At 71.7% G+C, this 24,115-nt stretch carries 25 protein-coding genes and 1 pseudogene; 13 read left to right on the top strand and 13 right to left on the bottom strand.

What is annotated here, in order from left to right:
* Positions 1-55: 55 nt before the first annotated feature.
* Positions 56-1,357 (bottom strand): DUF1479 domain-containing protein, encoded by a 1,302-nt coding sequence (locus ACWEQO_RS02465; protein ID WP_452978028.1) that lies wholly within the window; start codon positions 1,355-1,357, stop codon positions 56-58.
* 90 nt (positions 1,358-1,447) lie between these two features.
* On the opposite strand from ACWEQO_RS02465, the gene ACWEQO_RS02460 reads away from it, so the two are divergent.
* Both ACWEQO_RS02460 and ACWEQO_RS02455 read left to right on the top strand, forming a co-directional pair.
* A complete protein-coding gene (locus ACWEQO_RS02460) occupies positions 1,448-2,590 on the top strand; it encodes an ROK family transcriptional regulator (RefSeq protein WP_452978025.1) in 1,143 nt (380 codons plus the stop codon).
* Between the two features lie 272 nt (positions 2,591-2,862).
* Positions 2,863-3,222 carry a hypothetical protein gene (locus ACWEQO_RS02455; protein ID WP_452978022.1) on the top strand — a complete coding sequence of 120 codons (360 nt, stop codon included), beginning with the start codon at positions 2,863-2,865 and terminating at the stop codon, positions 3,220-3,222.
* 33 nt (positions 3,223-3,255) lie between these two features.
* On the opposite strand, the gene ACWEQO_RS02450 is transcribed toward ACWEQO_RS02455, so the two are convergent.
* A complete protein-coding gene (locus tag ACWEQO_RS02450; RefSeq protein ID WP_452978019.1) occupies positions 3,256-4,407 on the bottom strand; it encodes a serine hydrolase domain-containing protein in 1,152 nt (383 codons plus the stop codon).
* A gap of 376 nt (positions 4,408-4,783) precedes the next feature.
* On the opposite strand from ACWEQO_RS02450, the gene ACWEQO_RS02445 reads away from it, so the two are divergent.
* Together ACWEQO_RS02445 and ACWEQO_RS02440 are read left to right on the top strand one after the other, a co-directional pair.
* A complete protein-coding gene (locus ACWEQO_RS02445) occupies positions 4,784-5,002 on the top strand; it encodes a hypothetical protein (RefSeq protein WP_361448463.1) in 219 nt (72 codons plus the stop codon).
* A gap of 109 nt (positions 5,003-5,111) precedes the next feature.
* A complete protein-coding gene (locus ACWEQO_RS02440; RefSeq protein WP_452978016.1) occupies positions 5,112-5,606 on the top strand; it encodes a GNAT family N-acetyltransferase in 495 nt (164 codons plus the stop codon).
* Between the two features lie 83 nt (positions 5,607-5,689).
* Here ACWEQO_RS02440 and ACWEQO_RS02435 read toward each other — a convergent pair whose 3' ends face one another.
* Positions 5,690-6,310 (bottom strand): HAD-IA family hydrolase, encoded by a 621-nt coding sequence (locus tag ACWEQO_RS02435; RefSeq protein WP_452978014.1) that lies wholly within the window; start codon positions 6,308-6,310, stop codon positions 5,690-5,692.
* 148 nt (positions 6,311-6,458) lie between these two features.
* Here ACWEQO_RS02435 and ACWEQO_RS02430 point away from each other — a divergent pair, with 148 nt between their 5' ends.
* Together ACWEQO_RS02430 and ACWEQO_RS02425 are read left to right on the top strand one after the other, a co-directional pair.
* On the top strand, positions 6,459-6,755 hold the full coding sequence (locus tag ACWEQO_RS02430) for a hypothetical protein (RefSeq protein ID WP_452978011.1): 297 nt from the start codon (positions 6,459-6,461) through the stop codon (positions 6,753-6,755).
* Between the two features lie 104 nt (positions 6,756-6,859).
* Positions 6,860-7,402: a DUF1707 SHOCT-like domain-containing protein gene (locus tag ACWEQO_RS02425; RefSeq protein ID WP_452978008.1), complete on the top strand. Its 543-nt coding sequence runs from the start codon at positions 6,860-6,862 to the stop codon at positions 7,400-7,402.
* Between the two features lie 372 nt (positions 7,403-7,774).
* Here the strand turns inward: ACWEQO_RS02425 and ACWEQO_RS02420 are convergent, their stop codons facing one another.
* From ACWEQO_RS02420 to ACWEQO_RS02410, 3 genes are all read right to left on the bottom strand, one after another.
* The gene (locus ACWEQO_RS02420; protein ID WP_452978005.1) at positions 7,775-8,716 is read right to left on the bottom strand and encodes an aminoglycoside phosphotransferase family protein; all 942 of its coding nucleotides are present in this window, start codon (positions 8,714-8,716) and stop codon (positions 7,775-7,777) included.
* Positions 8,717-8,804: 88 nt separating this feature from the next.
* Complete coding sequence (locus ACWEQO_RS02415; RefSeq protein ID WP_452978002.1) at positions 8,805-9,008, bottom strand: DUF397 domain-containing protein; 204 nt, start codon at positions 9,006-9,008, stop codon at positions 8,805-8,807.
* A complete protein-coding gene (locus ACWEQO_RS02410) occupies positions 9,005-9,889 on the bottom strand; it encodes a helix-turn-helix domain-containing protein (protein ID WP_452977999.1) in 885 nt (294 codons plus the stop codon). The genes ACWEQO_RS02415 and ACWEQO_RS02410 overlap by 4 nt, the downstream gene beginning before the upstream one ends.
* A 191-nt stretch (positions 9,890-10,080) precedes the next feature.
* Here ACWEQO_RS02410 and ACWEQO_RS02405 point away from each other — a divergent pair, with 191 nt between their 5' ends.
* From ACWEQO_RS02405 to ACWEQO_RS02395, 3 genes are read left to right on the top strand one after another with little or no spacing between them, the layout of a single operon-like run.
* The gene (locus ACWEQO_RS02405; protein ID WP_452977997.1) at positions 10,081-10,704 is read left to right on the top strand and encodes an ATP-binding protein; all 624 of its coding nucleotides are present in this window, start codon (positions 10,081-10,083) and stop codon (positions 10,702-10,704) included.
* 44 nt (positions 10,705-10,748) lie between these two features.
* A complete protein-coding gene (locus ACWEQO_RS02400; RefSeq protein WP_452977994.1) occupies positions 10,749-11,933 on the top strand; it encodes an AAA family ATPase in 1,185 nt (394 codons plus the stop codon).
* The gene (locus ACWEQO_RS02395) at positions 11,923-12,510 is read left to right on the top strand and encodes a DUF4276 family protein (protein WP_452977991.1); all 588 of its coding nucleotides are present in this window, start codon (positions 11,923-11,925) and stop codon (positions 12,508-12,510) included. Before ACWEQO_RS02400 ends, ACWEQO_RS02395 begins: the two co-directional genes overlap by 11 nt.
* A gap of 13 nt (positions 12,511-12,523) precedes the next feature.
* Here ACWEQO_RS02395 and ACWEQO_RS02390 read toward each other — a convergent pair whose 3' ends face one another.
* Positions 12,524-13,192: a biliverdin-producing heme oxygenase gene (locus ACWEQO_RS02390; RefSeq protein ID WP_452977988.1), complete on the bottom strand. Its 669-nt coding sequence runs from the start codon at positions 13,190-13,192 to the stop codon at positions 12,524-12,526.
* A gap of 143 nt (positions 13,193-13,335) precedes the next feature.
* Positions 13,336-14,193: a type I methionyl aminopeptidase gene (gene map / locus ACWEQO_RS02385; RefSeq protein WP_361448472.1), complete on the bottom strand. Its 858-nt coding sequence runs from the start codon at positions 14,191-14,193 to the stop codon at positions 13,336-13,338.
* A 60-nt stretch (positions 14,194-14,253) separates the two neighbouring features.
* Here map and ACWEQO_RS02380 point away from each other — a divergent pair, with 60 nt between their 5' ends.
* The gene (locus ACWEQO_RS02380) at positions 14,254-14,493 is read left to right on the top strand and encodes a hypothetical protein (protein ID WP_452977984.1); all 240 of its coding nucleotides are present in this window, start codon (positions 14,254-14,256) and stop codon (positions 14,491-14,493) included.
* Positions 14,494-14,519: 26 nt separating this feature from the next.
* Here ACWEQO_RS02380 and ACWEQO_RS02375 read toward each other — a convergent pair whose 3' ends face one another.
* Positions 14,520-15,119 carry a hypothetical protein gene (locus ACWEQO_RS02375; RefSeq protein WP_452977981.1) on the bottom strand — a complete coding sequence of 200 codons (600 nt, stop codon included), beginning with the start codon at positions 15,117-15,119 and terminating at the stop codon, positions 14,520-14,522.
* A gap of 140 nt (positions 15,120-15,259) precedes the next feature.
* Here ACWEQO_RS02375 and npdG point away from each other — a divergent pair, with 140 nt between their 5' ends.
* Entirely contained in the window at positions 15,260-15,994 is a 735-nt protein-coding gene (gene npdG, locus ACWEQO_RS02370; protein WP_452977978.1) for an NADPH-dependent F420 reductase, read from the top strand.
* Positions 15,995-16,050: 56 nt separating this feature from the next.
* On the top strand, positions 16,051-16,269 hold the full coding sequence (locus ACWEQO_RS02365) for a hypothetical protein (protein WP_361448484.1): 219 nt from the start codon (positions 16,051-16,053) through the stop codon (positions 16,267-16,269).
* Positions 16,270-16,502: 233 nt separating this feature from the next.
* On the opposite strand, the pseudogene ACWEQO_RS02360 reads toward ACWEQO_RS02365, so the two are convergent.
* Positions 16,503-16,625 (bottom strand): annotated as a pseudogene (locus ACWEQO_RS02360) (site-2 protease family protein); the annotation flags it as partial.
* A 703-nt stretch (positions 16,626-17,328) separates the two neighbouring features.
* Between ACWEQO_RS02360 and ACWEQO_RS02355 the strand changes: the two are divergent.
* Positions 17,329-20,655, top strand: a complete 3,327-nt coding sequence (locus ACWEQO_RS02355) for an AfsR/SARP family transcriptional regulator (protein ID WP_452977975.1) — start codon at positions 17,329-17,331, stop codon at positions 20,653-20,655.
* Between the two features lie 261 nt (positions 20,656-20,916).
* On the opposite strand, the gene ACWEQO_RS02350 is transcribed toward ACWEQO_RS02355, so the two are convergent.
* The 3 genes from ACWEQO_RS02350 to panB all read right to left on the bottom strand — a co-directional run bounded on the left by ACWEQO_RS02350 (position 20,917) and on the right by panB (position 23,940).
* Positions 20,917-21,792, bottom strand: a complete 876-nt coding sequence (locus ACWEQO_RS02350) for an ABC transporter permease (protein WP_361448492.1) — start codon at positions 21,790-21,792, stop codon at positions 20,917-20,919.
* Positions 21,789-22,823 (bottom strand): ATP-binding cassette domain-containing protein, encoded by a 1,035-nt coding sequence (locus ACWEQO_RS02345; RefSeq protein ID WP_361448495.1) that lies wholly within the window; start codon positions 22,821-22,823, stop codon positions 21,789-21,791. The genes ACWEQO_RS02350 and ACWEQO_RS02345 overlap by 4 nt, the downstream gene beginning before the upstream one ends.
* 241 nt (positions 22,824-23,064) lie before the next feature.
* Positions 23,065-23,940: a 3-methyl-2-oxobutanoate hydroxymethyltransferase gene (gene panB, locus ACWEQO_RS02340; protein ID WP_361448498.1), complete on the bottom strand. Its 876-nt coding sequence runs from the start codon at positions 23,938-23,940 to the stop codon at positions 23,065-23,067.
* Between the last annotated feature and the right edge of the window lie 175 nt (positions 23,941-24,115).

Below are 24,115 nucleotides of genomic sequence, written 5' to 3'. Positions count from 1 at the left end.
CGGGTCGTGCCGGCTGAGAGGTCACGGCGCCGACCCGGTGCACGGGGCGGGTCCGTCAGTCGTCGAGGCCCAGGCCGCGGCGGCCCGTCTCGTTGAGCCGGTCGACGTCGAAACGGTCGGGCCAGGCGCGCTCGTAGTGCTCCTCGGGGAAGTCACCGGGGCTGGAGCCGGTCAGGAAGGCCTCGCGGACCTTCGCCGAGTACGCCTCGTTGCGGGGGCACCAGGGGGCGGCGGGGATGTACATGACGTTGCCCCAGCCCTTCTGGTCGGTGACCGGCGCGACGCTGTGGATCATGTCGCAGTGCCACCAGACGGAGTCGCCCGCCTTGATGTCGGGGATGCCGGTGAGGGCCTCCATGAGCAGCGGGTGCCACTTCTCATCGGCGGGGAAGACCTGGTTGGTGGTCACCCCGCACATGTCGTCCTCCGGGACGTCCGACAGCAGCGGCCGCAGCATGAGGTACGCCATGGCCTCGGGGATCGGGACGGTGTGCAGGACGCCCTGGTCGTGGTCCATGTCCGACAGGGCGGTCCAGCCCTGGAAGGTGCGGAACGCCGAGCACATGGTGGAGCCGGGGTACTGGGGGCCGGCCGTGCGGTGGGCGGCGTCCCAGGGGTCGTACTCCTCGACGCTGCCGTCGAACAGGTGGCGGAACGCCTGCTGGTAGGCCCGCGTCATCCACAGGTCGAGGGTGCCGGGGTCGAGGTGGGTGCCGAGCCCGCCCGAGTCGGCGCCCGGGGGGCGGCGGCGGATGCGGTCGGGGTACAGCGCGTCGCGGTTCGGGTCGAACCACTGCACGCCCTCGGACTCGTGCTTCCACAGGGAGTTGAGGAAGGACTGGACGCCGGCCATCCGGTCGCTCTGGCGGGCCTCCATCTGGGCCTGCGACCAGTAGATGGGGTAGATCTCCGGCTTGGAGCCGACGCTGCCGAAGAAGTCGTCGCCGGGGCCCCGGTAGTTCTCGAAGAACTCGTTGCGCTCCACGTAGTCCACGATCGAGGTGTCCCAGGCGAGGGCCTGCTCGCGCTCGAAGTGGCCGCGGACGACGAGGCAGCCGCGGCGGCGGAGCTTGTCGAGCTGCTCCGGGGTGACGGTTCCGTTCGCGATGTCCGCGTAGTCGATGACCGGCCACACGCTCTCGCCGCGCTCCTCGTCCGCCCGGATCTCCGCCAGACGGGCGCGGACGCGCTCCTCGACGACGGCGAAGACCTCCTCGACGGTGCGTCCGGAGGCCTCGATGCGGGCGCGCAGCGCGGGCTTGATCTCGCGGATGGCGGCGGCCAGGTCCTCGGGGGTGTTCTCCCAGTGCGGCAGGGCGGGGAGACCGGCCTGCTGCGTCTCGGTTGCCAGCGTCATTGCTCGGCTCCTTTGGTCAGGACTCCTTACTAAAAGGCAAGCTAGCCGCCCGCCCGCATTTGGGCAAGAGTCCTGACTAAAATCTTCGGCATGTCACTGGCCAAGCCGTCACTCGAAATGCTGCGCGCGCTCACCGACGAGAACGTGCTGCGCGCGCTGATGGAGGAAGGGCGCCTGACCCGCGCGGAGATCGCCGCCCGGACCGGGATCTCCAAGCCGACGGTCTCCGACAGCGTGCGGCGGCTGAGCGAGGCCGGCCTGCTCGCCGACACGGGCGAGCGCACCACCGGCCGCGGCCGGGTCGGCACCTACTACTCACTGGCCGCGGACACCGGGGCGGCCCTGGTGGCGAGCATCAGCCCCGAAGGCGTCGTCGCGGAGACCGTCGACGCCTTCGGCACCGCCACCGCCCGCGCCGAGATCGGCCTGGGCCGCGCCCCGGGCCCGCACGCGACCGCACAGGCACTGACCGAGGCGGTCGCGCTGGTCCGGCCCCGGGTGCCCGGTCCCCTGCGTACGGCCGTGGTCAGCGCGGCCGATCCGGTCGACCGCGTCACCGGACGCCTGGTGCACCTGCCGGACGCCCCGTTCCTGGTCGGGGACCTGGACCCGGCGGCGGTACTGGCCGGCGCGGTGGACGGGACGGTCCTGGTCGACAACGACATCAACTGGGCCGCCCGCGCCGAACGCGCCACCGGACGCGCCCTCGGCGTCGACGACTTCGTCTACGTCCACCTCGGCGAAGGACTGGGCTGCGCGGTGGTCACCGACGCGGAAGTCCGCCGCGGGCACCACGGGTTGGCCGGAGAGATCGCCCACCTGTACACCGTCGGCCCCCGGGGCACGGCGCTGCCCCTCATCGAGGTCTTCGCCGAACTCGGCCTGCGCCGCGCCGAGTCCACCGCCATCGACGTCGACGCCCTGCGCGCCGCCACCCTCGGCGACTCCGCGACCGCCCGGCGGACCCGCGGCGCGCTGGCCCGCGCGGTGGGCGGCGTGCTGGCGGCGGCGGTCGCGCTGGCCGACCCCCGGCTGATCGTCCTGGGAGGCGCCTGGGGCGCCGAGCCGCACATCGCCGAGGCGATCCGCGCACACTTCGCCGAACTGCCCCGCAGCGTCCCGGTCACCACGGCCCAGGTCCCCGAACCCGAACTCGCCGGCGCCCGCACCCGCGCCGTGGAGGCCCTGCGCACCGCCATCATCACCACGCCCCGCCCGCAACCGTCCACCTGACCCGAGGCATCGGTGACGCGCCGGGACGGGCGCGACGGCGACTTGCCGCGCCTCCTCGGCCGGGTTCCCCTGGAAGGGGAGCCGCCACGACAGGAGTCCGCCATGGCCGAGTCGGTTTCACCCCCTTCCCCCGTGGACGCGGCCCACGCCGAACCGTCCGCCGACGAGGCCGCGTCCGGCGCCGCAGTCAAACCGGTCCTCCGCATCGGCTGGGACGACCGCGGCGCCGCCGGCACTCGACATGGACAGGCCATGTCACCCCCCGTAGCCTGGTGATCATCTACGAAGGGGGCGGAGTGAACGGCAATCCGCTGTACCACTGGATGGCCTTGGCGGTGTTCACGGCGCTCGCGCTGCCGTGGTCGGTGGCGGTCCTGGCCGAGTGGACGCCACCGCGGATGCGGGAGCGCCAGGCCGGGATGCGGCTCCGCGCCTACGGGATGCTGTGCATGTACGGCCTCGCGCTCGCCAATGCCATCCCCCGGATCGCCGACGCCTCCATCGAGACGGTCCTGGCCTTCACGAACGTGGGGTTGGGCTTCGGCGCCGCCGCCGTGGTCCTGTTCCTGCTCTCGGTCCGCAAGGGTGCGGTCGCCCGGAGAACCGGCCCGGCCGAACCCGGGGAAGGCTGAGAGACGCCTCGCCGCGCATGCGTCGGGCGCGCCCTAGCGGTTGAAGGCGGGCAGGGCGAACCGCGCGATGAGCGGGAAGCCGTCCTCCCGTGCGCTCTTGGCGTTCACCGAGTAGACCACCGTCCGGGACAGGTCGCGGGTGGCGGCCAGCACCGTGTGGTAGCCGGGACGGGACCCGGTCTTGCCCCAGATCTCCGTCCCGTTGTGGACGAAGCGCTCCAACGCCATGCCGTAGGTGGCCCCTTCGACGTCGGGGACGGTGAGCATCTGGTCCAGCAGCGGCTGCGGCACCACCCGCCCCCGGAACAGGGCCACCAGGAACCGTTCCAGATCGGCGGTGGTGGAGATCATGTTGCCGACCACCCAGCGGTCGGACATGTTCCACTCCGTGACGTCGGTGGTCCGGCCCCCGATGTCCGTGTAGGCCCGGTGGTGCGGGCCGTGCACAAGCGGATCCGGCCCGACCGGGAAGCTCGTGTGCCGCATGCCCAGCGGACGGAAGATCCGCGCCTCGGCCCGGTGCTCGTAACGGTCGCCCGTCACCTTCTCGATCAGCAGGCCGAGCACGGTGTAGTCGATGTTCTGGTACGCCTGCCGTTCCCCGGGGGCGAACGCGGGCCCCTTCGCGACCGCGGTGGCCACCACCTGCTCGGGGCTGAGGGTGCGGAACCGGTGGGGGTACATCTCCTCGGTGGTCGAGCCGAGGTTCGCGCCGGGCCGCAGGCCGCTGGTGTACGTGAGCAGGTGCCGTACGGTCGGCGGCTCGGTGAAGGAGTCCGGCAGCAGACCGGGCAGATACCGGGTGACGGGCGCGTCGAGCTCCACCCGCCCCTCCGCGACGAGTTGGAGCACCAGCGCCGCGGTGACCACCTTGGTCGTCGACCCGGCCCGGAACCGCGTGTTCTCCAGGGCCGGCGCCCCGTTCCGCAGGTCCCGCACCCCGGCGGTCCCCGTCCAACTGCCCTTGCCTCCCACCCGGACGAGGGCGGCGGAGACGTCCCCGTCGGGGATCCCGACGAGGGCCTTCTCCAGAGCGGCGACATCGGGCCCTGCGGAGTCCGGCACCGCCGCCGCGGGAGCCGTTCCGACGGGCTGGGCGGCGGCCGCTCCGGCAGCGGGACCGAGAGCCAGACCGGCTAACAACGCGGAGGCGACGGCGATACGGACATGGCGATGAGCATGCATGAAGGGGTTCTCCTGCTTCCCAGGGGGCGTGCTTCCGACGAACCCCATCCTGGTGATCACGTACGCCACCGAGATCCTGCGCGGAGAGGAGACCGACCCCTCATCTTCCGGGCCCGGCTCTCGGGGCCATCCCTGAGATCGGGAGCCTCGCTCCTACTGGGGGACGGCACGGGGGGAAGAGGGCTGCGCCCCGAAGGAGCCGTCGGTCCGGTGGGCAGTGCAATGGCCTTTGGCCAGCTCAGGAGCGTATTTCGGCCTTTCCCGGAGAGGCTGCCCGAAGCGCGCTCCCTGCCTGCCGGGACGACCCTATGCTTCTACGCGTTTGTAGAAACAGGCCTGGGCGAGGTTCGGGCCGTGCACCCTGGAGGCGACACCCATGGCTTCGATCGATCTGGACAAGGTGCTGGACAAGGCGTGGGCGGACAAGAGCCTGACGGAGATACTCGCCGCCCCGGTGGCAGCGCTGAAGGGGGTCTCTGACCGCGACGGCGAGCTGCTCCAGGAGGCGTTCGGAGTCAAGACCGTCGCGGACCTGGCCGAACTGAAGTACGTCCGCTGGGCGCAGGCACTCGCCGCCCTCGAAGCGGCCGAGTAACCGGGCGGCGGACAACCGTGATGCCATTCGCCCGCTCGCCGGTCGGATGGCACCACCCTCAGGGAACGCACGTACGTACCAGGAGTGGACGCCGTGAGATGGTCGAGGCATGAGCGCCCTCCAGGCCCAGGCCATCGGCACCGGGCGGCTGGACCTGCTGCCGCTGGGCGTCGAGCACGCCGAGGAGATGGCCGCCGTGCTGTCCGACCCGGCCCTGCACACCTTCATCGGCGGCACTCCGGACACCCCGCACGCCCTGCGCTCGCGCTACCGGCGCCTGGCCGCAGGCTCCCCCGATCCGGCCGTGTCCTGGCTGAACTGGGTGGTCCGGCTCCGTGACGCGTCCTGCCTGACGGGCACCGTCCAGGCGACGGTCAGTCCTTCCGGCCATGGTCCCATCGCCGAGATCGCCTGGGTGGTGGGTACCCCGTGGCAGGGAAGAGGCATCGCCGGCGAAGCAGCCCGAGGACTCGTCGCCTGGCTCACCCGGCAGTCGGTGCACACCGTCACCGCCCACATCCACCCCGACCACCGGGCATCCGCCGCCGTCGCCACAGCCGCCGGGCTCACCCCCACCGGCGAACGGCACGAGGGTGAGATCTGATGGCGCCGAAGCCTCGGACGATGACTTCGGCGATCGACACATCTCACTACAACTCAGCTCCGTCTGCGGCGAGGGCTCTTGCTTCAGAGCCCGACCAAAAGCCCTTCTGTGACCAGTAGTTCCTGCACCTCGGCCAAAGAAGCGGCGCACATATGCGCCTGCCGAAGGGACGCTTCCGCATGCGTGGTGGTCAAGCCGATCACCGTGCAGCCCGCCGCCACTGCCGCGCTCACTCCTGCCGGCGCGTCCTCGACGACCAGACACGCAGCGGGCGCCACGCCAAGTCGTGCGGCAGCAAGGGAGAAACAGTCCGGTGCGGGCTCGGCGTGTTCCACGTCGCTGCCGTAGACCTGCACCGCGGGGAGGGGAAGACCGGCCGCCGCGAAACGCTCCGTGACGGAGTCCCGGTCGCCGGAAGTCACGATCGCCCAAGGGCTGTCGGACAACGCCTCCAGCAGATCGGCGGCTCCTTCGACCGGCGGGAAACTGCCCCTTTCCTGGGCCAACAGCTCATCGAGCGCCTTTCGCTCGGTGGTCGGGTCCAGATGCGGAGCCGCGTCCCTGACGGTGTCCTCGGGGCGCCGTCCGAAGGTGAGCGTCCAGACCTTCTCGGGATCGAGTCCCCGTGCCTGCGACCAGGAGGTCCAGACCCTCCGGTGAGCGGCTGCGGAGTCCAACAGGACTCCGTCCACGTCGAAGAGCACGGCAGAGATCGTCATACCGGCATGATTCCAGGCGAGACCAGGCACGGGGCCCGGAATTACAGGTACGAGAGGTCGCCCCTCCACGCGGCCCGTCGGGGAGCCGCCCCTCCCCTCGTCGACAGTGGTTTCCGGGTGGCATTCTGGGGCCATGCGACCCTGGACCCTCTCCACCGAGAGCGACCTTCGGCATCTGCTCAACGAGTGGGATCCGGTCGGCGTCGCCGACCTCGTGCAGGACGAGTACGACTGCATGCTGGTCCCTTTGCTCCGGCGGCTCCGTGGTGGTGCGAGCCGGACGGAGGTCGGTGAGTTCCTGCGGCGTGAACTGGAGGACCACTTCGGGCTCGACCCTCTGGGACTGCGGCCCGAAGCGATGGCCGCCCGAGTGACCGCCTGGTGGACAGTCACCGGCCAGTGCTTTGACCACACGGGTTCGCCGGATTGAGAGAGCAAGGTCATGAGGGCGAGCAGTCGGCCTCCGTATCGGATGCCTTGCCTGCTTCGGATCTCGGCACATGCACACCGTCGAAGCGGAACTGGAGTGAGGCAGTGACCTCTCCGCAGGAAGATCCGTCGCCACTACTCGATGAAGACGACCGCGAGACAGCCCTGCAGCGTCTGCAAGAGGCATACGCCGGTCAGCGCATCTCGCACGAGGAGATGGACGAACGTCTCGACCAGGTGCTCCTCGCCAAGACGCGCAGCGAGCTCGTGTCGGCTTTGGCCTCGCTTCCGGAGGAGCACACGGGCACCACATCGACGATCGCTGCCGCCGGCGGACGGATCCAGCGGCGAGGCGCATGGCGGGTACCACGGACCCTCAAGGTCGAGTCCGCATACGGAAGGGTGCGCCTGGACCTGTCCCGGGCGATCATCGAGCATCCGGTCCTCGACATCGAGCTGCAACTAGGAACCGGCGGGGCCAGGATCACGGTGCCTCGCGATGCGGTCGTTGATGTCGGGGGTCTGCGCACGGGGTGGAAGGACCTGCGCTACAAGGCCCGGCGACCTTCCCGCCCCGGCGGGCCGAAGATCCGAATCTCCGGCACCATGGGATTCGGACGTTTGAAGATCCGCCACGCTTGGCGTTGAGGCTCTGTCCGGCACCAAGAGCTGCTGATGGAACGGTTGGTGACGCACCTGTCGGCGTACCTTGCCGAGTACGGGGGTACGCCGACAGGCCGGCGCCTTTTCTCGGATGGTGTCCCTGCGGCTGGTGCAGGGGGTCTCCGAGGTCCCGGGACTGCGGGGCCGGAGACGGGTGCCTTGCCGAAAAGCGTGAGCAGTCGGTGGGAAAGTGTCATCAGGGCGCTCAGATGAGCGGCACCAGGGCAGTGGGGGCCGAAGTGTTCACGCTTCCGGGAGGGTGTGTCACGCCCGGGGCGCGGGCGCCTGTCCCGGCCTCGCATGGCTTCGGCCGAGCCGCCCCGTACCTCCTGGATCCTCACCTCCCGAGCATGCCTTTCACCCTCCTGCCGGGGTGCCCGTTCGCCGGTGGACCGTTGCGGTGAGGCGTTGGAGTGCGGCGTGGGCGGGTGGGCCCCAGGTGGGCTTGCCGCCGGGCCGGCCGTGGACGCCGGCGTCTCCGATGTGGATGCCGGCCAGGGCGCGCAGCACCGCCCAGCCGCGGGCGCGGCGCAGGGTCGCGGTGTCCGCGGCCGGCCGGTAGGCCGCGTGGAAGAGGTCGGCGGCGCCGTCCGGCAGCAGGATCCAGGCGGCGGCCAGGTCGCAGGCCGGGTCGCCGGCGAAGAGGTCGCCGAAGTCGATCACGCCGCAGAAGGCGCCGTCCGCGGTCAGGACGTTGGCCGGGTGCAGGTCGCCGTGGAGCCAGAGTCGTGGGCCCGCCCACTCGGGCGCGGCGGCGGCGTCCTCCCAGACGGCGCGGACGGCGTCCGGGTCGGGGATCAGCCCCAGTTCGGTGGCCGAGGCGAGCGAGTGCGTGAAGGGTTCGGCGGTGTCGGCCAGCGGGCCGCTGCGGTCCCGGCCTGCGGGTGCCCCGTCGGGGGCGGGGCGGTGGAGGGCGGTCAGGAAGTCTGCCAGGGCCACGGCCGCCTCCGCGGGGCGCGTGGCGGGGGCGCGGTCGGCGGGCTCGCCTGGCACCCAGGTGGTGACGATCCAGGGCCGCGGGAACCGTGCGGAGGGCTCACCGAGGCGCTGCGGGACGGGAACCGGCAGCGGAAGGTGCGGGGCGAGGAGGGGCAGCCAGGCGTGTTCCTTGCGCAGCAGCGCGTCCGCGGTCTGTGTTGCCCAGGGCAACCGGACGGCGAGGTCGTCGCCGAGCCGCCACACCTGGTTGTCCCAGCCGAGTGCTCCGAGCTTCAGGGGGCGGTCCGCCAGGTCGGGGTGCTGCTCGCGCAGCAGATCCCGGATCAGGTCCTCGGTGATGTCCGTCGCGGTAGCCGTCATGCGGAGCCACAGTAGTCGGGGAGCGGCCTGCCCAGGTTCCGGCGTGCAGGCAACTCGTCCTGATCCCGCACTCCTTGTCCGGTCGGCGTCAGCCCAGGTGCGCGACGAAAGCGCCCCAGGCGGCACGGCTGAAGGGGATGACCGGCCCGCTGGAGTCCTTGCTGTCGCGGACCGGGGCGAGGACGGGGACGTTGTGGGCGAGTTCGAGGCACTCGCCCTGTCCGCCGCTGTGGCTGCTCTTGACCCATATGGCTTCGGTCAGGTCAAGGGCTGCGGAGCGTTCGAGGCTCATACGGTGAACTCCTCGGCGGTGCGGCGGATGAGTGCGAGCGATTCTGTCGGCGGCAGCGCAACAGTGCGTGCGTCGTCGAAGAGGGCCCGGTAGTAGGTTACTTCGGCTTCCTGCTCCATCCAGAAGTTGCCCGTGGGTGCCTCTGTCAGCACGAGATCCTGCGCCGTCGCTTGAGGAAAGCTCATCAGCAGATACGGGCCGAACATACCCGAGTGGGCACCGCGTGAGAACGGCAGGACCTGGACTGTCACGTTGGGCTGCTCAGCCATGGCGACGACGTGGTTCAGTTGCGCACGCATGACGTCCGGCCCACCGACCTGCTGATGGAGGATTCCCTCGGCGAGTACCACCCAAAGAGTCAACGGGGCCTCGCTGGTGAGGCGCTGTTGGCGAGCAAGTCTCACTTCGACGAACTGATCGATTTCCGCGGACGACTGCCAGGCACGCGAAGCGACTGTCACAGCTCGGCTGTACTCCGGCGTCTGGAGCAAGCCGGGGATCAACTGAGCCTGGAACGTCTTGATGGACTCGCAGATGGACTCCATCTCGATGTAGTCCTTGTACGTCTCGGCCAGTACCGAGCTGTACTGGTGCCACCAGCCCTCGCGACGGCGGCGGTTGGCCGTTCTGGTGAGGAGGGTCAGTCGCTCGCGGGTCTCGGAGTCGTTTACGCCGTAAGCGTGCAGCAGAGCGACCACATCTGGTGTGCGCACCAGAACGCGACCGTTCTCCATCCTGCTGATCTTGCCCTTCGTGCAGTCGAGAGCCTCGGCAGCCTGGGTGGTGGTGAGGCCTGAAGCCTCACGGTAGCGACGCAGTTCATCGCCCAACTGGCGCCCAAGGACGGTGGAAGGGCGGTCGGTTGTACCTCGTGTGGTCATGCCTCTCTTCTAGCAGAGACGTATACCTGCGAGCCCGGCACTTACTCGAAAGAATGAGAAAAGCCCTGGATGTTCTGTGCAACGTTGCGAGCCGAATTCGAGTGTGGGAAATCTACTGAACGTGCAATTCCAACTGGAGTCGTGCCGCGGGGGACATCACTGCTTGCCCCGAACTCTGAGGAGGCTGCCTCATGACCTCATCGAACGACATCACCTTCCGCCTCTCCCGCAGCCGCGGCAGCGTGCCCCGGGCGCGGGCGCTGCTGCATGCGGTGCTCGGAGGCTGGGGAGTCGACCAAGAGGTAGCAGGAGATGCCGAGCTGGTGCTCTCCGAGCTGGTGACCAACGCGCTGCGCGTCCCCGTGCCGAGTGACCGGCAGGTAGGGGTGCGGATCAGGCGCTCCGTCACGGAGGGGCTGCTGCGCCTGGAGGTGAGCGACGCCGGGGGCGGCCGGCCCGAGGTCCGGGAGCCCGGCGAGGGCGAGACCGGTGGGCGGGGGCTGCTGCTCGTGGCGGCGCTCGCGCAGCGCTGGGGTTATGAGGAGCGCGCCGCCGGGATCGGGAAGACGGTGTTCGCGGAGTTGAAGGCCCCGGACATCGTGGTCGAGCCCGCGACGCGCGAGATGGCGGCGGTCATGGTCCGGGCCGGGCAGGTGGTGCGGGTTCGGGGTGCGTGGCGGACCGTCCTCGGTGTGCGGAGTGACCGGTACACGGCCGGCGGACCCGCCGTGGTGCTCGAGCTCGCCGATGGCACGTCACTGCGGGTCCATGCTGCCGAACCGTTGACCGTACGGACGGGCGAGTGCTCCGGATAATGTGGCGCCATGCGCATGTGGCCGTGCCGAGAGGAGGTGGCAGGGTGATCACGCGGATCGAGATCGACGGGTACAAGTCGTTCGACGGGTTCGCCCTCGACCTGCTGCCGTTCACTGTCCTGGTGGGAGCTAATGCCTCCGGCAAGACGAACCTGCTGGAGGCCGTCGACCTGCTCGGGCAGCTGATCCGGGAGCCGACGGGGCAGACGCTGGTGGACCACGCACGCCGAGGCGGCCCGAAGGAACTGTTCCGGCGCGGTCCGGACGGCGTCCCAGTCGGGGTCATGCGCATCGCGGCCCATGTCCTCGTGCACGGCTACGCCGGGTACTGCCACATCAGGATCGAGGCGCGGGTGACGTACGCGGATCCGCCCGATCCCCTGCGCGTCGACACCGAGGTGCTCAACGTGCACGACCACTATGCGGGGGACCCGGACTGGAGCCCACCCGCCCTTCCGCCCTTTCATGACGAAACCGATCAGGTGCACTGCACGGAGGTCCCTGTCCGGGACGCCGCGTACAGCAGGGAGCTGGCCCGGGCCACTGGCAACTGGCGGATCCTTGAGCCCTCGCCCAGGGCGATGCGCGTCGTCTCCTCCACATACGACACCGCGCCCCTCGCGGAGGACGGCAAGAACCTCGGGGCCGTTTTGGGCCGGATCGCCCGGGACCCCGAGAGCTGGTACGACTTCCGCGCTGACGCCGTGGCCCTGCTCCCCGACCTCGTGGACATCACGGTGGCGGCCAACGCCGAATGGGGCCAGTGGGACGTCTGGCTCCAGCACCAGCACGAGCACCGGGTACCCCCCGGCGCCGCCTCGGCGGGCACCCTGCGCATTCTGGCCCTGCTCGCTGCGGCCCACGACCCCGCCCATGCGGGGCTCCTCATGATCGAGGAGCCCGAGAACGGTCTGCATCCCACCCGGGTCCCGCACCTGCTGTCCCGGCTGAAGGGCAGGACCAGCGATCCGGCAGCGCTCACCTCTGGTGACGGACAACAGATACTGATCACTACCCACTCCCCGGTTGCGCTCGCCGCAGCTCTGGAGGACGCCCCGGCTTCGGTGGTGTTCCTGGATACGGTGACGCGGTTCCGCGACGGACTTCCGCCCCATCGGCTGACCCGGGCCCGGAAGGTGGCCGACAGCGGTGAGCGCGGGACGTTCGTCACCCCCCTGGAAGTGCGGAAGTACCTCGACCCGGTGGGGCGGTACGCGCGTGGGGCGTAGACATCTCAGCCTTGCCCTGCTGACGGAGGGGGCGAGCGACCAGTGGTTTCTTGTGCCGCTGATCGACCGACAGGTCGCCGAACTCGCTCTCAAGGCATCGGTCGGCTTCGACTACTCGGGAGTGGTCGCCGGAGAGTGCCACACCGTGGCGCACCGGGATTTGGTGACGCGTGAAGTGACCGACCTGCTCCACTACTTCGACATCGTGGTGATCCACCACGACCACAACGAGCGGAGCAAGGTCGAGGCGATCCGCGAGCGCTTCCCCGGCGAGGCCCACCGGATCGTGGCCCTGGTGCCGGTGCGGGAGACCGAGGCGTGGATGCTTGCGGACCCCGAAGCACTCAGGGAGTCGGCGCCCACGCGCGACGCTGCGTGGAAGGTGCCGCGCGACGTGCAGAAGATCGCCGACCCTAAGGCCGTGCTGAAGGCGGCACTGGGCGGGCGGCGCGACGCGGAGCACGACTTCGCCCGGCTGGGACAGACGGTCGCGCTCGATGCGCTGGGCAAGGTTCCTGCGTACCGGCGCTGGACCGCCGAACTGCGCGCGGAGATGGGGCGTCAACGGCTGCTGTGACGCGGGGCGGGCGTCACGCCGACAAGGGGAACTCCTCGCCCAGGGCGTGGAAGACGTCCGTGTTCAGGGCGAAGGCGCGCTTGCACTCGGTGATGATGCGCTGCTTCTCCAGGTCGTCCGCGCGGACGCCGTCCAGCAGTTCGCGGTACTCGCGCTTGAAGGCGGCGGGGTTCGAGATGCCCTCGAAGACGTAGAAGCGGACGCCGTCGCCCTTCTTGGGGAAGCCCCAGGTGCGCTCCGCCTTGTCGCGGATGATCTGGCCGCCGGAGAGGTCGCCGAGGTAGCGGGTGTAGTGGTGGGCGATGTAGCCGGTCGGCCAGCCCCGGGCGCACTCGGCGACCCGGTCGGCGTAGGCCCGGGTGGCGGGCAGGGCGGTCAGGGTCGAGCGCCAGTCCGGGCCGCGCAGGTGGGCCAGGTCCTGCTCCAGGGAGGGCAGGCGCAGCAGTTCCGGGCGGATGAAGGGGCCCGCCACCGGGTCCGACGCCAGCTGCCGCGCGCCCGCCTCCAGCGCCTCGTACACGAACCACAGCTGTTCGGTGTAGCGGGCGTACGCGTCCACGCCCAGTCGGCCGCCGAGCAGGTCGCTCATGAACGTCGAGGTCTCCGCCTCCACGTGCTGCTCGTGGGAGGCGGTGCGGATGAGGGTCGAGAAGGTCGGGGAGGCCGCGAAGGAGGAGTCCATGAGTCCAGATCTTCTATGGTTAGGCTTACCTAAGTCAATACCTTGCCGACGGTTTGTCGGTATCCCTCTACCCCGTTGCGGAACGACGGAAGCCCGCCCTCCGAGGAGGGCGGGCTTCGAGGCCGAGGGGCTGATCGGCGGGGTCAGGGCAGGGTCAGGATGTCCGCGCCCGTGTCCGTGACCACCAGGGTGTGCTCGAACTGGGCCGTTCGCCTGCGGTCCTTCGTCACGACCGTCCAGCCGTCGTCCCACATGTCGTACTCGTGGGTCCCCAGGGTCAGCATCGGCTCGATCGTGAACGTCATGCCGGGCTGGATGACCGTCGTCGCGTGCGGACTGTCGTAGTGCGGGACGATCAGGCCGGAGTGGAACGAGGTGTTGATGCCGTGGCCGGTGAAGTCCCGCACCACGCCGTAGCCGAAACGCTTGGCGTACGACTCGATGACCCGGCCGATGATGTTGATCTGCCGGCCCGGCTTGACCGCCTTGATCGCCCGGTTCAGCGCCTCCCGGGTGCGCTCCACCAGCAGGCGGCTCTCCTCGTCCACGTCGCCGACCAGGTACGTCGCGTTGTTGTCGCCGTGCACCCCGCCGATGTACGCCGTCACGTCCAGGTTGACGATGTCGCCGTCGCGCAGCACCGTCGAGTCCGGGATGCCGTGGCAGATCACCTCGTTGACCGAGGAGCACAGCGACTTGGGGAACCCGCGGTAACCGAGCGTCGACGGGTACGCGCCGTGGTCGCACATGTACTCGTGCGCCACCCGGTCCAGTTCGTCGGTGGTCACGCCGGGGGCGATGTGCTTGGCGGCCTCCGCCATCGCCCGCGCCGCGATCCGCCCGGCGGTCCGCATCGCCTCGATCGTCTCGGGGGTCTGCACCTCCGGACCGGCGTACGGCGTGGGAGCGGGCTTTCCGACGTACTCGGGGCGACGGATGTTTCCGGGTACGGAACGGGTGGGAGACAGCTCCCCTGGGATGAGCAGCGACTGGCCAGACATGCCGGCGAGTCTAATTGAGCGGCTGCGGGGGACCATCTTCCGTGACGAGAGGAGCCGGTCATGCCCCTGTTCAAGAAGCGGACGGTCGGGAAGCCGGGCGAGTGGTTCTACTGCCTGGAGCACCAGAAGGTCGAGGAGGGCCCGGAGTGTCCCGCCAAGGACCGCTTCGGCCCCTACACGAGCCGTACCGAGGCCGAGCACGCCATGGCGACGGCGCGTGAGCGCAACCTCCAGTGGGAGAACGACCCCAAGTGGCACGACATCCCCGAGGGCGGCCCCGAGGGTGGTCGCGCGGACTGAGCGCGGACGGGGCCCCGCCGCTCCCGCTACCAGCGGGCCGGGGGCGGGGCCGTCAGGAGGTCCGCCAGCCGGGACAGCCGGTCCCGGAAGCCGCGGCGGCCCCGCGCCGGCAGCGCGTTCTCCCCGGCCGCCGCGCTGACCAGGTGCTGCACGGTGTCCAGGTCCAGCTCGGCACCCTCGGGGACGGCCAGCGTCTCGTGGGCCAGCGCCGGGAGCTCACCGTCGCCGGCGCCGAGGGACAGCAGCGTCGCACCGGCCCGGCGGGCGTCGGACACCCGCTCCAGCAGCGGGGCCGTGGGCTCCCCGGGCGCCACCACCAGCAGCGTCTCGCCCCGCCGCGCCGCCTCCAGCCGCCCCAGGCCCACCGCGAGGTGCGCGGGATCCGAGGGGCGCGCGCCGTGCCGTACCAGCGTCGGGGCCAGCTCCGGCGTGCCCGACCAGGCGGCCTCGTCCACCAGATGCGCCGCCAGGTGCCACGGCTCGTACTCCGGTGTGCCCACGATCAGCAGCCCGCCCCCGTGCGAGACCACCGATCCCCGCAGCGTCCCCGCGAACCGCCGGGTGGCGCCCAGCCACTCGGTCCCGGCGAGCACTTCGCGCAGCAGCGCGACCCGTACGGCGTCCACGGCACCGCATCCTGCCCCCGGCCGGGCCGCCGCGTCCCGGGGTTCGCCGCGGATTCACCGGCCCGGGGGACACGGAGAACAGCGGGGTGACGGAGCTCACGCGGCCGGAAACGGCGCCGCCGCGCACATAGAGTCGGGCCATGACTTCCAGTACCCCCAGCGACAGCGCACAGCAGCCCGGAAACACCCCCGCGAAGGCCCCCGCCAAGGACCCCTGGGACCTGCCCGACGTCTCCGGGCTCGTCGTCGGTGTGCTCGGCGGCACCGGACCGCAGGGCAAGGGCCTCGCGTACCGGCTCGCCCGGGCCGGCCAGAAGGTGATCATCGGCTCGCGCGCCGCCGAACGCGCGCAGGCCGCCGCCGAGGAACTCGGCTACGGCGTCGAGGGCGCCGACAACGCCGAGACCGCCCGCCGCAGCGACATCGTGATCGTCGCCGTGCCGTGGGACGGCCACGGCACGACCCTGGAGTCCCTGCGTGAGGAACTGGCCGGCAAGCTCGTCGTCGACTGCGTCAACCCGCTCGGCTTCGACAAGCAGGGCGCCTACGCGCTCAAGCCCGAGGAGGGCAGCGCCGCCGAGCAGGCCGCGGCCCTGCTGCCGGACTCCCGGGTCACCGCGGCCTTCCACCACCTGTCCGCGGTACTGCTCCAGGACCCGGAGATCGACCGGATCGACACCGATGTGATGGTGCTCGGCGAGGTCCGCGCCGACGTGGAGATCGTGCAGGCGCTGGCCGGGCGCATCCCGGGCATGCGGGGCGTCTTCGCCGGGCGGCTGCGCAATGCCCACCAGGTGGAGGCGCTGGTCGCCAACCTGATCTCCGTCAACCGCCGCTACAAGGCACACGCCGGGCTCCGCGTCACGGACGTATGACCCCATGGGGGACACTGGTCGACGAAGCAGTGTCCCCCGACAGGAGCCCAGCCGCCATGCCTCGCCTCGCTCTCTACGCCTCCATCGTCTGCCTCCTCACCGTCGCCGCGGCCGTCGTGTCCTTCGTCCGGGGCAGCTGGGGGCTGGGCATCGTCTGGATCCTGCTCGTGGGTCTGTCGTCCAACATGACCTGGTACTACGTGCGGCGCGCCCGGGCGCAGAAGGAGCTGCGGGCGGCGCTGGCCGCCCAGGCGGACCACTCCGCCACCTGCTGACGGGCGGCCCCGGCGCCGACCGCCGGCGGCCGGTGCCGTCACGCGACGACCGAGCAGAGCCCGTGCGTGTCCTGCCAGAAGCGGAACAGTTCCAGACCGCAGTACGTCTCCACCTCGTGGATGCCCAGGGCCGACAGGATCGAGTCGACCGCGTCGAAGAACACGCCGTTCACCGCGGGCAGCCACAGCAGCGCGAACACGAGCAGCAGACCGAACGGCGCGATCGGCTCCACCTGCCGCCGGAACCCGTGCGACAGCCAGGGCTCGAGCACGCCGTAGCCGTCCAGCCCCGGCACCGGCAGGAAGTTCAGGATCGCGGCCGTCACCTGGAGCAGCGCGAGGAACGCCAGCGCGAACCGGAAGGGGACCGGTACGCCGTCCAGCGCGCCCAGCCAGAACGGCGCCGTGCACACCACCGCGAACAGGACGTTCGTCAGGGGGCCCGCCGCCGAGATCAGACTGTGCCGCCAGCGCCCCCGGATCCGGCCCCGCTCGATGAACACCGCCCCGCCCGGCAGACCGATGCCCCCCATGATCACGAACACCACGGGGAGCACGATGCTCAGCAGGGGGTGGGTGTACTTCAGCGGGTCCAGCGTGAGGTAGCCCTTCGCGCCGATCGAGATGTCGCCGCTGTGCAGCGCGGTGCGCGCGTGCGCGTACTCGTGCAGGCACAGCGAGACGATCCAGGCGGCGGTCACGAACAGGAACACGGCCAAGCCGGTCCGGTCCGCGAACCCGGTCCAGGTGGCCCATCCCGCCACCGCCGTGACGGCCAGGATGCCCAGGAAGACAGGGCTGATCCTCCGGTCGCTGCGGCGGGTGGCGGCGGTGGTCATGGGGCTCCCTGGACTGCTCGTCGGGCGCACGGCGGCACGCGGGGCGGACTGCCCGACCGTACCGGGCGCACCCGGAAAACGTCTCGCCTCGGCCACCGGTTCCGGAGAGGGTGGGACGGGGGCGCCCGGTACGGCCCGCCACCGCCCCGACCCGCCACCGCCCCGGCCCCGAAGGGGCCACCGGCCCCGGCCCGTGATCGCCCCCGTACCACCGGAGACAATGGACCCCGTGCGCTATCGCATCCTCGGCACCACACAGGCATTCCGCCCCGACGGCACCGCCGTCCCGGTCGGCGGGGCGCGGCTGCGTGCGCTGCTGACCGTGCTCGCGCTGCGGGCCGGCCGTACGGTGCCGGTGCGGCTGCTCGTCGACGAGGTGTGGGACGGCGACCCGCCGGCCGACGCGACGGGGGCGCTGCAGGCGCTGGTGGGGCGGCTGCGCCGGGCGCTCGGCGCGGACGCGGTGGCCTCCGACGACGGCGGCTACCGGCTCGCGGCCGCGCCCGACGACATCGACCTGCACCGGTTCGAGCGGCTGGCCGGAGAGGGGCTGCGCGCGCTGTCCGACGGGGACCCGGCCAAGGCGGGCGCCGTGCTCGACGACGCCCTCGCCCTGTGGCGGGGGCCCGCCCTCGCCGACCTGCCCGACCGCACCGCGGAGGCGGTCCGGCTCGACACCCGGCGCCTGGACGCCCTGCGCGCCCGGCACGGCGCGGCCCTCGCCCTCGGCCGGGCCGAGCAGGCGCTGCCCGAGCTGACCGCCCTGTGCGACAGCCATCCGCTCGACGAACCCCTGCAGGCGCTGCGGCTGCGCGCCCTGCGCGACGCGGGCCGCAGCGCCGAGGCGCTGGCCGCGTACGAGGACGTACGGCGGCTGCTCGCGGACCGCCTGGGCTCCGATCCCGGCAGCGAACTGCGCGCACTGCACGCCGAGCTGCTGAGCCCGGACGGACCCGTACCGGACGGACCGGCACCGAGCGCGCCCGCACCGGACGGACCCGCACCGGAACCGCCGTCCAAGGACTCCCGGCCACCCGGCAACCTGCGGGCCCGGCTGACCTCCTTCGTCGGCCGGGAGGCCGACATCGAGGCGATCCGCCACGATCTCGCCGCCGCCCGGCTGGTCACCCTGCTCGGGCCGGGCGGGGCCGGCAAGACCAGGCTGTCGCAGGAGGCCGCCGAGGCCGTCCGGCAGCACAGCCCGGACGGAGTGTGGCTGGCCGAACTCGCCCCGGTCGACGACCCCGCCGACGTCCCCGAGGCGGTGGTCACCGCCGTCGGCGCCCGCGAGACCGTGCTGTACGGCGCCGGCGCCGAGAGCATGCGGGCGGCAGGGGTCGACCGCGGTGACGACCCCCTGGACCGGCTCGCCGAACACTGCGGCAGGCGCCGCATGCTGCTCGTCCTGGACAACTGCGAGCACGTCGTGGACGCCGCCGCCCGGCTGGCCCAGGCCCTGCTGGAACGCTGCCCCGGCCTCACCGTGCTCGCCACCAGCCGCGAACCCCTGGGCATACCGGGGGAGTTGCTGCGCCCGGTGGAGCCGCTGCCGGAACCGGTCGCGCTGCGGCTGCTCGCCGACCGCGGGGCCGCCGCCCGCCCCGGCTTCCGCGTCGACGACGATCCGGAGGCCTGCGCGGAGATCTGCCGCCGGCTCGACGGGCTGCCCCTCGCCATCGAACTCGCCGCCGCCCGGCTGCGGATGCTGACCCCGCGCCAGATCGCCGACCGCCTCGACGACCGCTTCCGGCTGCTCACCTCCGGCAGCCGCACCGCACGGCACCGCCAGCAGACCCTGCGGGCCGTCGTCGACTGGTCCTGGGACCTGCTCGACGCGGACGAACGCGACGTGCTGCGGCGGCTGTCCGTCTTCGCCGGCGGCTGCGACCTAGCCGCCGCCGAGGCCGTCTGCGGGCCGGTGGCCCTGGACGCGCTCGGTTCGCTCGTGGACAAGTCCCTGGTGGTGGCCGCCCCTTCGGGGGACGCCGGGATGCGCTACCGGCTGCTGGAGACGGTCGCGGAGTACGCGGCCGAACGCCTCGACGAGGCCGGGCAGCGGGCCGACGCCGAACGCGCGCATCTGACGTACTACCGCGAACTCGCCCGGACCACCGACCCGTTGCTGCGTGGACCGGAGCAACTCGGGGCCGTCCAGCTGCTGGAGCGCGAGTACGAGAACCTGCGCACCGCGCTGCGGCACGCCGTCGCCGCGCGCGACGAGCACGAGGCGCTGTGCCTGACACTGTCGCTGGTCTGGTACTGGCAGATGCGCGACCAGCGGATCGAGGCCCGCAACTGGTGCCGTGAGGTCATGGCGCTCGGCCCGGACCCGTTCGCCGAACCGGTGCGCCCCGCCACCGCGTTGTGGCAGCGCTGCACCGAGGCCCCGCCCCCGCTGACCGACGAGGTGCTCGCCGAGGCCCGGCGTGGCGTTCACCTGGCCCACATGGCGTGCATGGACACGGAGCTGGACGACTGGCAGACCCCACGGGCACAGCACAGACTGCGCCTGATCGCCGCCGCCTACGAGCCCGGCCTGCCGCAGACCTGCCGTCCGCCCGGCACGTTCTGGGCGTTCTCCCTGATGCTGACCGGCAACATGAGCACGCTGCGCACCGTCCTCGACGACAACGTCCGCACCTGCCGGCGGACGCCCGGCTTCGAGTGGGAGCTGGCCTCCACCCTGCAGATGCGGGCCAACCTGCTCGCCAACCGCAGCGACTGGGCGGGCGACGCGCGGCGCGACGCCGACGAGGCCCTGGAGATCTACCGGCGCCTCGGGGACGCCTGGGGCACCGCCGAGGCGCTCTCCGCGCGCGGAGAGGCACGCGAACGCGGCGGCGAGTACCGGCTCGCCGCCGCGGACTACGAGGCGGCGATCGAGTACGCCGAACACCTCGGGGCCCGCACCCAGGTGGCGGTGCTCACCGCCCGGCTGGGCAGCGCGCTGCTGGAGGCAGGTGACGAAGAGGAGGTGGAGCGCGGCGAGCGGCTGTTGCGCGAGGTCATCGACCTGCCGGGGGACGGGCACAACGAGGCGCTGCCCGCCGCCCGGCTCTTCCTGACCGGCTGGCTCGGCATGACCGGCCGGACCGCCGAGGCGCGGGACCAACTGCGGGCGCTGCGCCAGGAGTTCCGTATCGCGCACTACGTCGTCTTCGACGCGTTCATCCTCGGGGCGGAGGGCTGGCTGGACATCGTCGACGGGCACGACGAGCAGGCGCTGGTCACCATCCGCGCGGCGCTCGCGCGGTCCGGCGATCCGCTGACCGTGGCCATCGCCTCCCACATGCGCGCGGCGTACCTGACCATGGGCGCCACGGCACTGGCCGTGGTGGACGGCGGACGGCGCGCCCGGGACGCGGCCCGCTGCCTCGGCGCCGCCGACGCCCTGCTGCCGCCCGGCCACGTCACCGCCCGCATGGAGCGCGAGGTGCGCGCCCTGGCCGAACGGCGGACCCGGGCCGCCCTCGGCGATTCGGCCTACGAGGCCGCGTACACCGAGGGCACCGCCCTGTCTCCGGAGAAGGCCGCCACCCTGGTCTGAGCCGGCGAGGTTCCCGGTACGACGGGGTGCTCGGCCCGGTACGGCACGCCACTCGGCCCGGCGGGTCGTGTGGTCCCGGGCGGGTACGGCACCCGGTCCGCCGGGTCGCCCGGCGGACCGGTGCGTTTCCCGGCACGACACATCCCCCGGCACGGTGGGTCACCCGACCCGGTGGCCCGCTCGGCAGGGTGAGCGGTCCGGCCCGGTGGAGCGACCGCCGGGCCGGACGGCCGGACGGCCGGACGGCGCGGATCCGGGCGGTCAGCTCTTGGTGCGGAACTTGTGGATCGCGACGGGCGCCATCACCGCGGTGATCCCCACCGACCAGGCCAGCGTCATCCACAGGTCGTGCGCGACCGGGCCGCCCACCATCAGCCCGCGCGCGGCGTCCGCCAGCGAGGAGAGCGGGTTGTACTCGGTGAAGCTCTGCAGCCAGCCCGGCATCGACCCGGTCGGCGCGAAGATCGACGAACCGAACTGCAGCGGCATCAGCACCAGGAAGCCCATGGCCTGCACCGACTGCGCGTTCTTCATCGCCACGCCCAGCGTGATGAAGATCCACATGAGGGCGGAGCCGAACACCACGGACAGCCCCACGGCGGCGAACAGCCCCGGCCAGTGGGTGATGTCGAAGCCGACCAGGACACCGACGACCAGGAGGATCGTGGTGGCGATCAGCATCCGCAGGATCTCGACCGCGATCTTGGCGAAGAGCACCGAGCCGCGGCCGATGGGCAGCGAACGGAAGCGGTCCATGACACCGGTGTTGAAGTCCTGGTTGAAGCCGGTGCCCACCCCCATGGCCATGTTCATGCCCATCATGGCCATCAGGCCGGGCACGATGTACTGGACGTACTCCTCCTGCCCGCCGCCCAGCGCCTGCCCGATCGAGCCGCCGAAGACGTACACGAACAGCAGCGTGAAGACGATCGGGAACAGCACGGCGTCGAACATGGACTCGGGGTCCTGCCGGATCCACAGCAGGTTGCGGCGGACCAGCGCGCCGGTGTGGCGCAGATGGGAACGGAGCGGGATACGGCCGTCCGCACCGGGCGCGGGGGCCGGGGCGGCCGCACCGGCCGCTCCGGGCACGGCGGGCGCGTCGCCGGAAGTGGTCACGGTCGTCGCGGAGCTCATGCGGCGGCCTCCTCGTGGGTCTCGGCGGTCTCGGCGGACCCGGCGTCCTGCGGGGCACCGGCACGGTGGCCGGTGAGGGACAGGAACACCTCGTCCAGGCTGGGCAGTTCGGTGGTGATGGAGGCGAGGGTGAGGCCGCGCGCGGTGACGGCGCCGACCACCGCGGTCAGCTGCTCGTCGCTGAGGATCGGGACCAGTACGGCACCCCGCTCGGTGTCCACGGCCGCGCTCGCGAGCCCGGTGATGCCCAGGCCGTCGAGAGCGTCGGCGAGCGGGCGCAACTGGAGCGGATCGGCCGGACGGATGCACAGGGTACGGCCGCCGACCCTGGCCTTCAGCTCCTCGATGCCGCCGTTCGCGATGACCTTGCCGCGGTCCACGACGGTCAGCTCGGAGGCGAGCTGCTCGGCCTCCTCCATGTACTGGGTGGTCAGCAGCACCGTCACCCCGTCCCCGACCAGCCGCCTGACCTCGACCCACACCTCGTTGCGGGTGCGCGGGTCCAGTCCGGTGGTCGGCTCGTCCAGGAACAGCACGGTCGGCCGGCCGATCATCGAGGCGGCCAGGTCCAGCCGGCGCCGCATGCCGCCGGAGTAGGTGGCCGCCGGGCGCCGGGCCGCCTCGGTGAGCGAGAACCGCTCCAGCATCCCGTCGGCGCGGGTGCGGGCCTCCTTGCGGGGCAGGTCGAGCAGCCGGCCGATCATGTAGAGGTTCTCCCAGCCGGAGAGCTTCTCGTCCACGGAGGCGTACTGCCCGGTCAGCCCGATCACCCGGCGCAGCTGCCGGGGCTGGCGGACCACGTCGTAACCGGCGACGGTGGCCCGGCCGGCGGTCGGGGCGAGCAGGGTGGACAGGATCCGCACGAGGGTCGTCTTACCGGCCCCGTTCGGACCGAGCACCCCCATCACGGTGCCCTCGCGGACCTCCAGGTCCACACCGTCCAGCGCCTTGGTCTCGCCGTAGTGCTTGACCAGCCCCCGCACGCTGACGGCACTGCCCGCGCCCCCGGAGTCGTTGTCGTTTCGCGTCATGCCCCCGAGACTGTCATCCCCCACTGACAAACCCCCGACAGACCTCCGACAGGCACGGAAAACCTTGTCGGCGAGGGGCGGGGCATCAGCCCGTCCGGCGCTTGAGGACGAGGCCGTTCAGGCCGAGGGGGGGGTCCGGGGGCGCAGCCCCTGGAGACGTCGGCCCTCAAGGCGACGGGCCCGCCGATTGGGGGAAGATCGGCGGGCCCGTCGTGGTGCGGCGTTGGCTCAGTGGCAGCGCCTAGTGGACGGAGTGCTCCTCCTGCGGGAACGTTCCTCCGACGACGTCCTCGGCGAAGGCTTTCGCCGCGCCGCCCATGACCTCCCGCAGGTTCGCGTACTGCTTGACGAACTTCGGCACCCGGCCGCCGGTCAGCCCGAGCATGTCGGTCCACACCAGTACCTGCGCGTCGGTCCCGGCGCCCGCGCCGATCCCGACGGTGGGGATGTGCAGGGTCCGGGTCACCTCGGCGGCCAGCTCGGCCGGCACCAGTTCCAGTACGACGGCGAAGGCGCCCGCGTCCTGCACGGACTTGGCGTCCCGCAGCAGCTGCTGCGCGGCCTCCTCGCCACGCCCCTGGACGCGGTAGCCCATGGCGTTCACGGACTGCGGGGTCAGGCCGATGTGCGCCATCACCGGGATGCCGGACTCGACCAGCAGCTCGATCTGCCGGTGCGAGCGCTCACCGCCCTCCAGCTTGACGGCGCCGACCCCGGCCTCCTTCACCAGCCGGGTCGCCGAGCGCAGCGCCTGCACCGGCCCCTCCTGGTACGAGCCGAAGGGCAGGTCGGCGACGATCAGGGCGCGCCGGGTGCCGCGGACCACGGCGGCGGACAGCATGGTCATCTCGTCGAGGGTGACGGGCACGGTGGTCTCGTACCCGAGGTGGCAGTTGCCCGCGGAGTCGCCGACGAGCAGGACCGGGATGCCGGCCTCGTCGAAGACGGACGCGGTCGCCGCGTCGTAGGCGGTGAGCATGGGCCACTTCTCGCCGCGTTCCTTGGCGAGGGCGATGTCGCGGACGGTGATACGGCGGGTGCCCTTGCCTCCGTACAGCGTCTTGCTGCCGTCGGAGGGGACTGCCTTGCCAGTCTGGGCAGCCGAAAGCTGCGTCATTGCAACGGCTCCTAACAAGTCATCTCGAGGCGCCCTTACGGCGTCCCCGGATCCCCTCCATGGTGGCATTCCGAGCGGGCCGGTGCCTAGAGCAGGGTCGGGGCCCGGGGCAGGGCGCCGTCGGTTCCGCGTGACCGGGGGTACGCAAAGCCCCGCGAAAGGCGGCGCAATGCCC

Source organism: Streptomyces sp. NPDC004051 (genome assembly GCF_053604275.1).
Note: the sequence above shows the minus strand (reverse complement) of the source record. Positions and strands in the feature narration are given on the sequence as shown.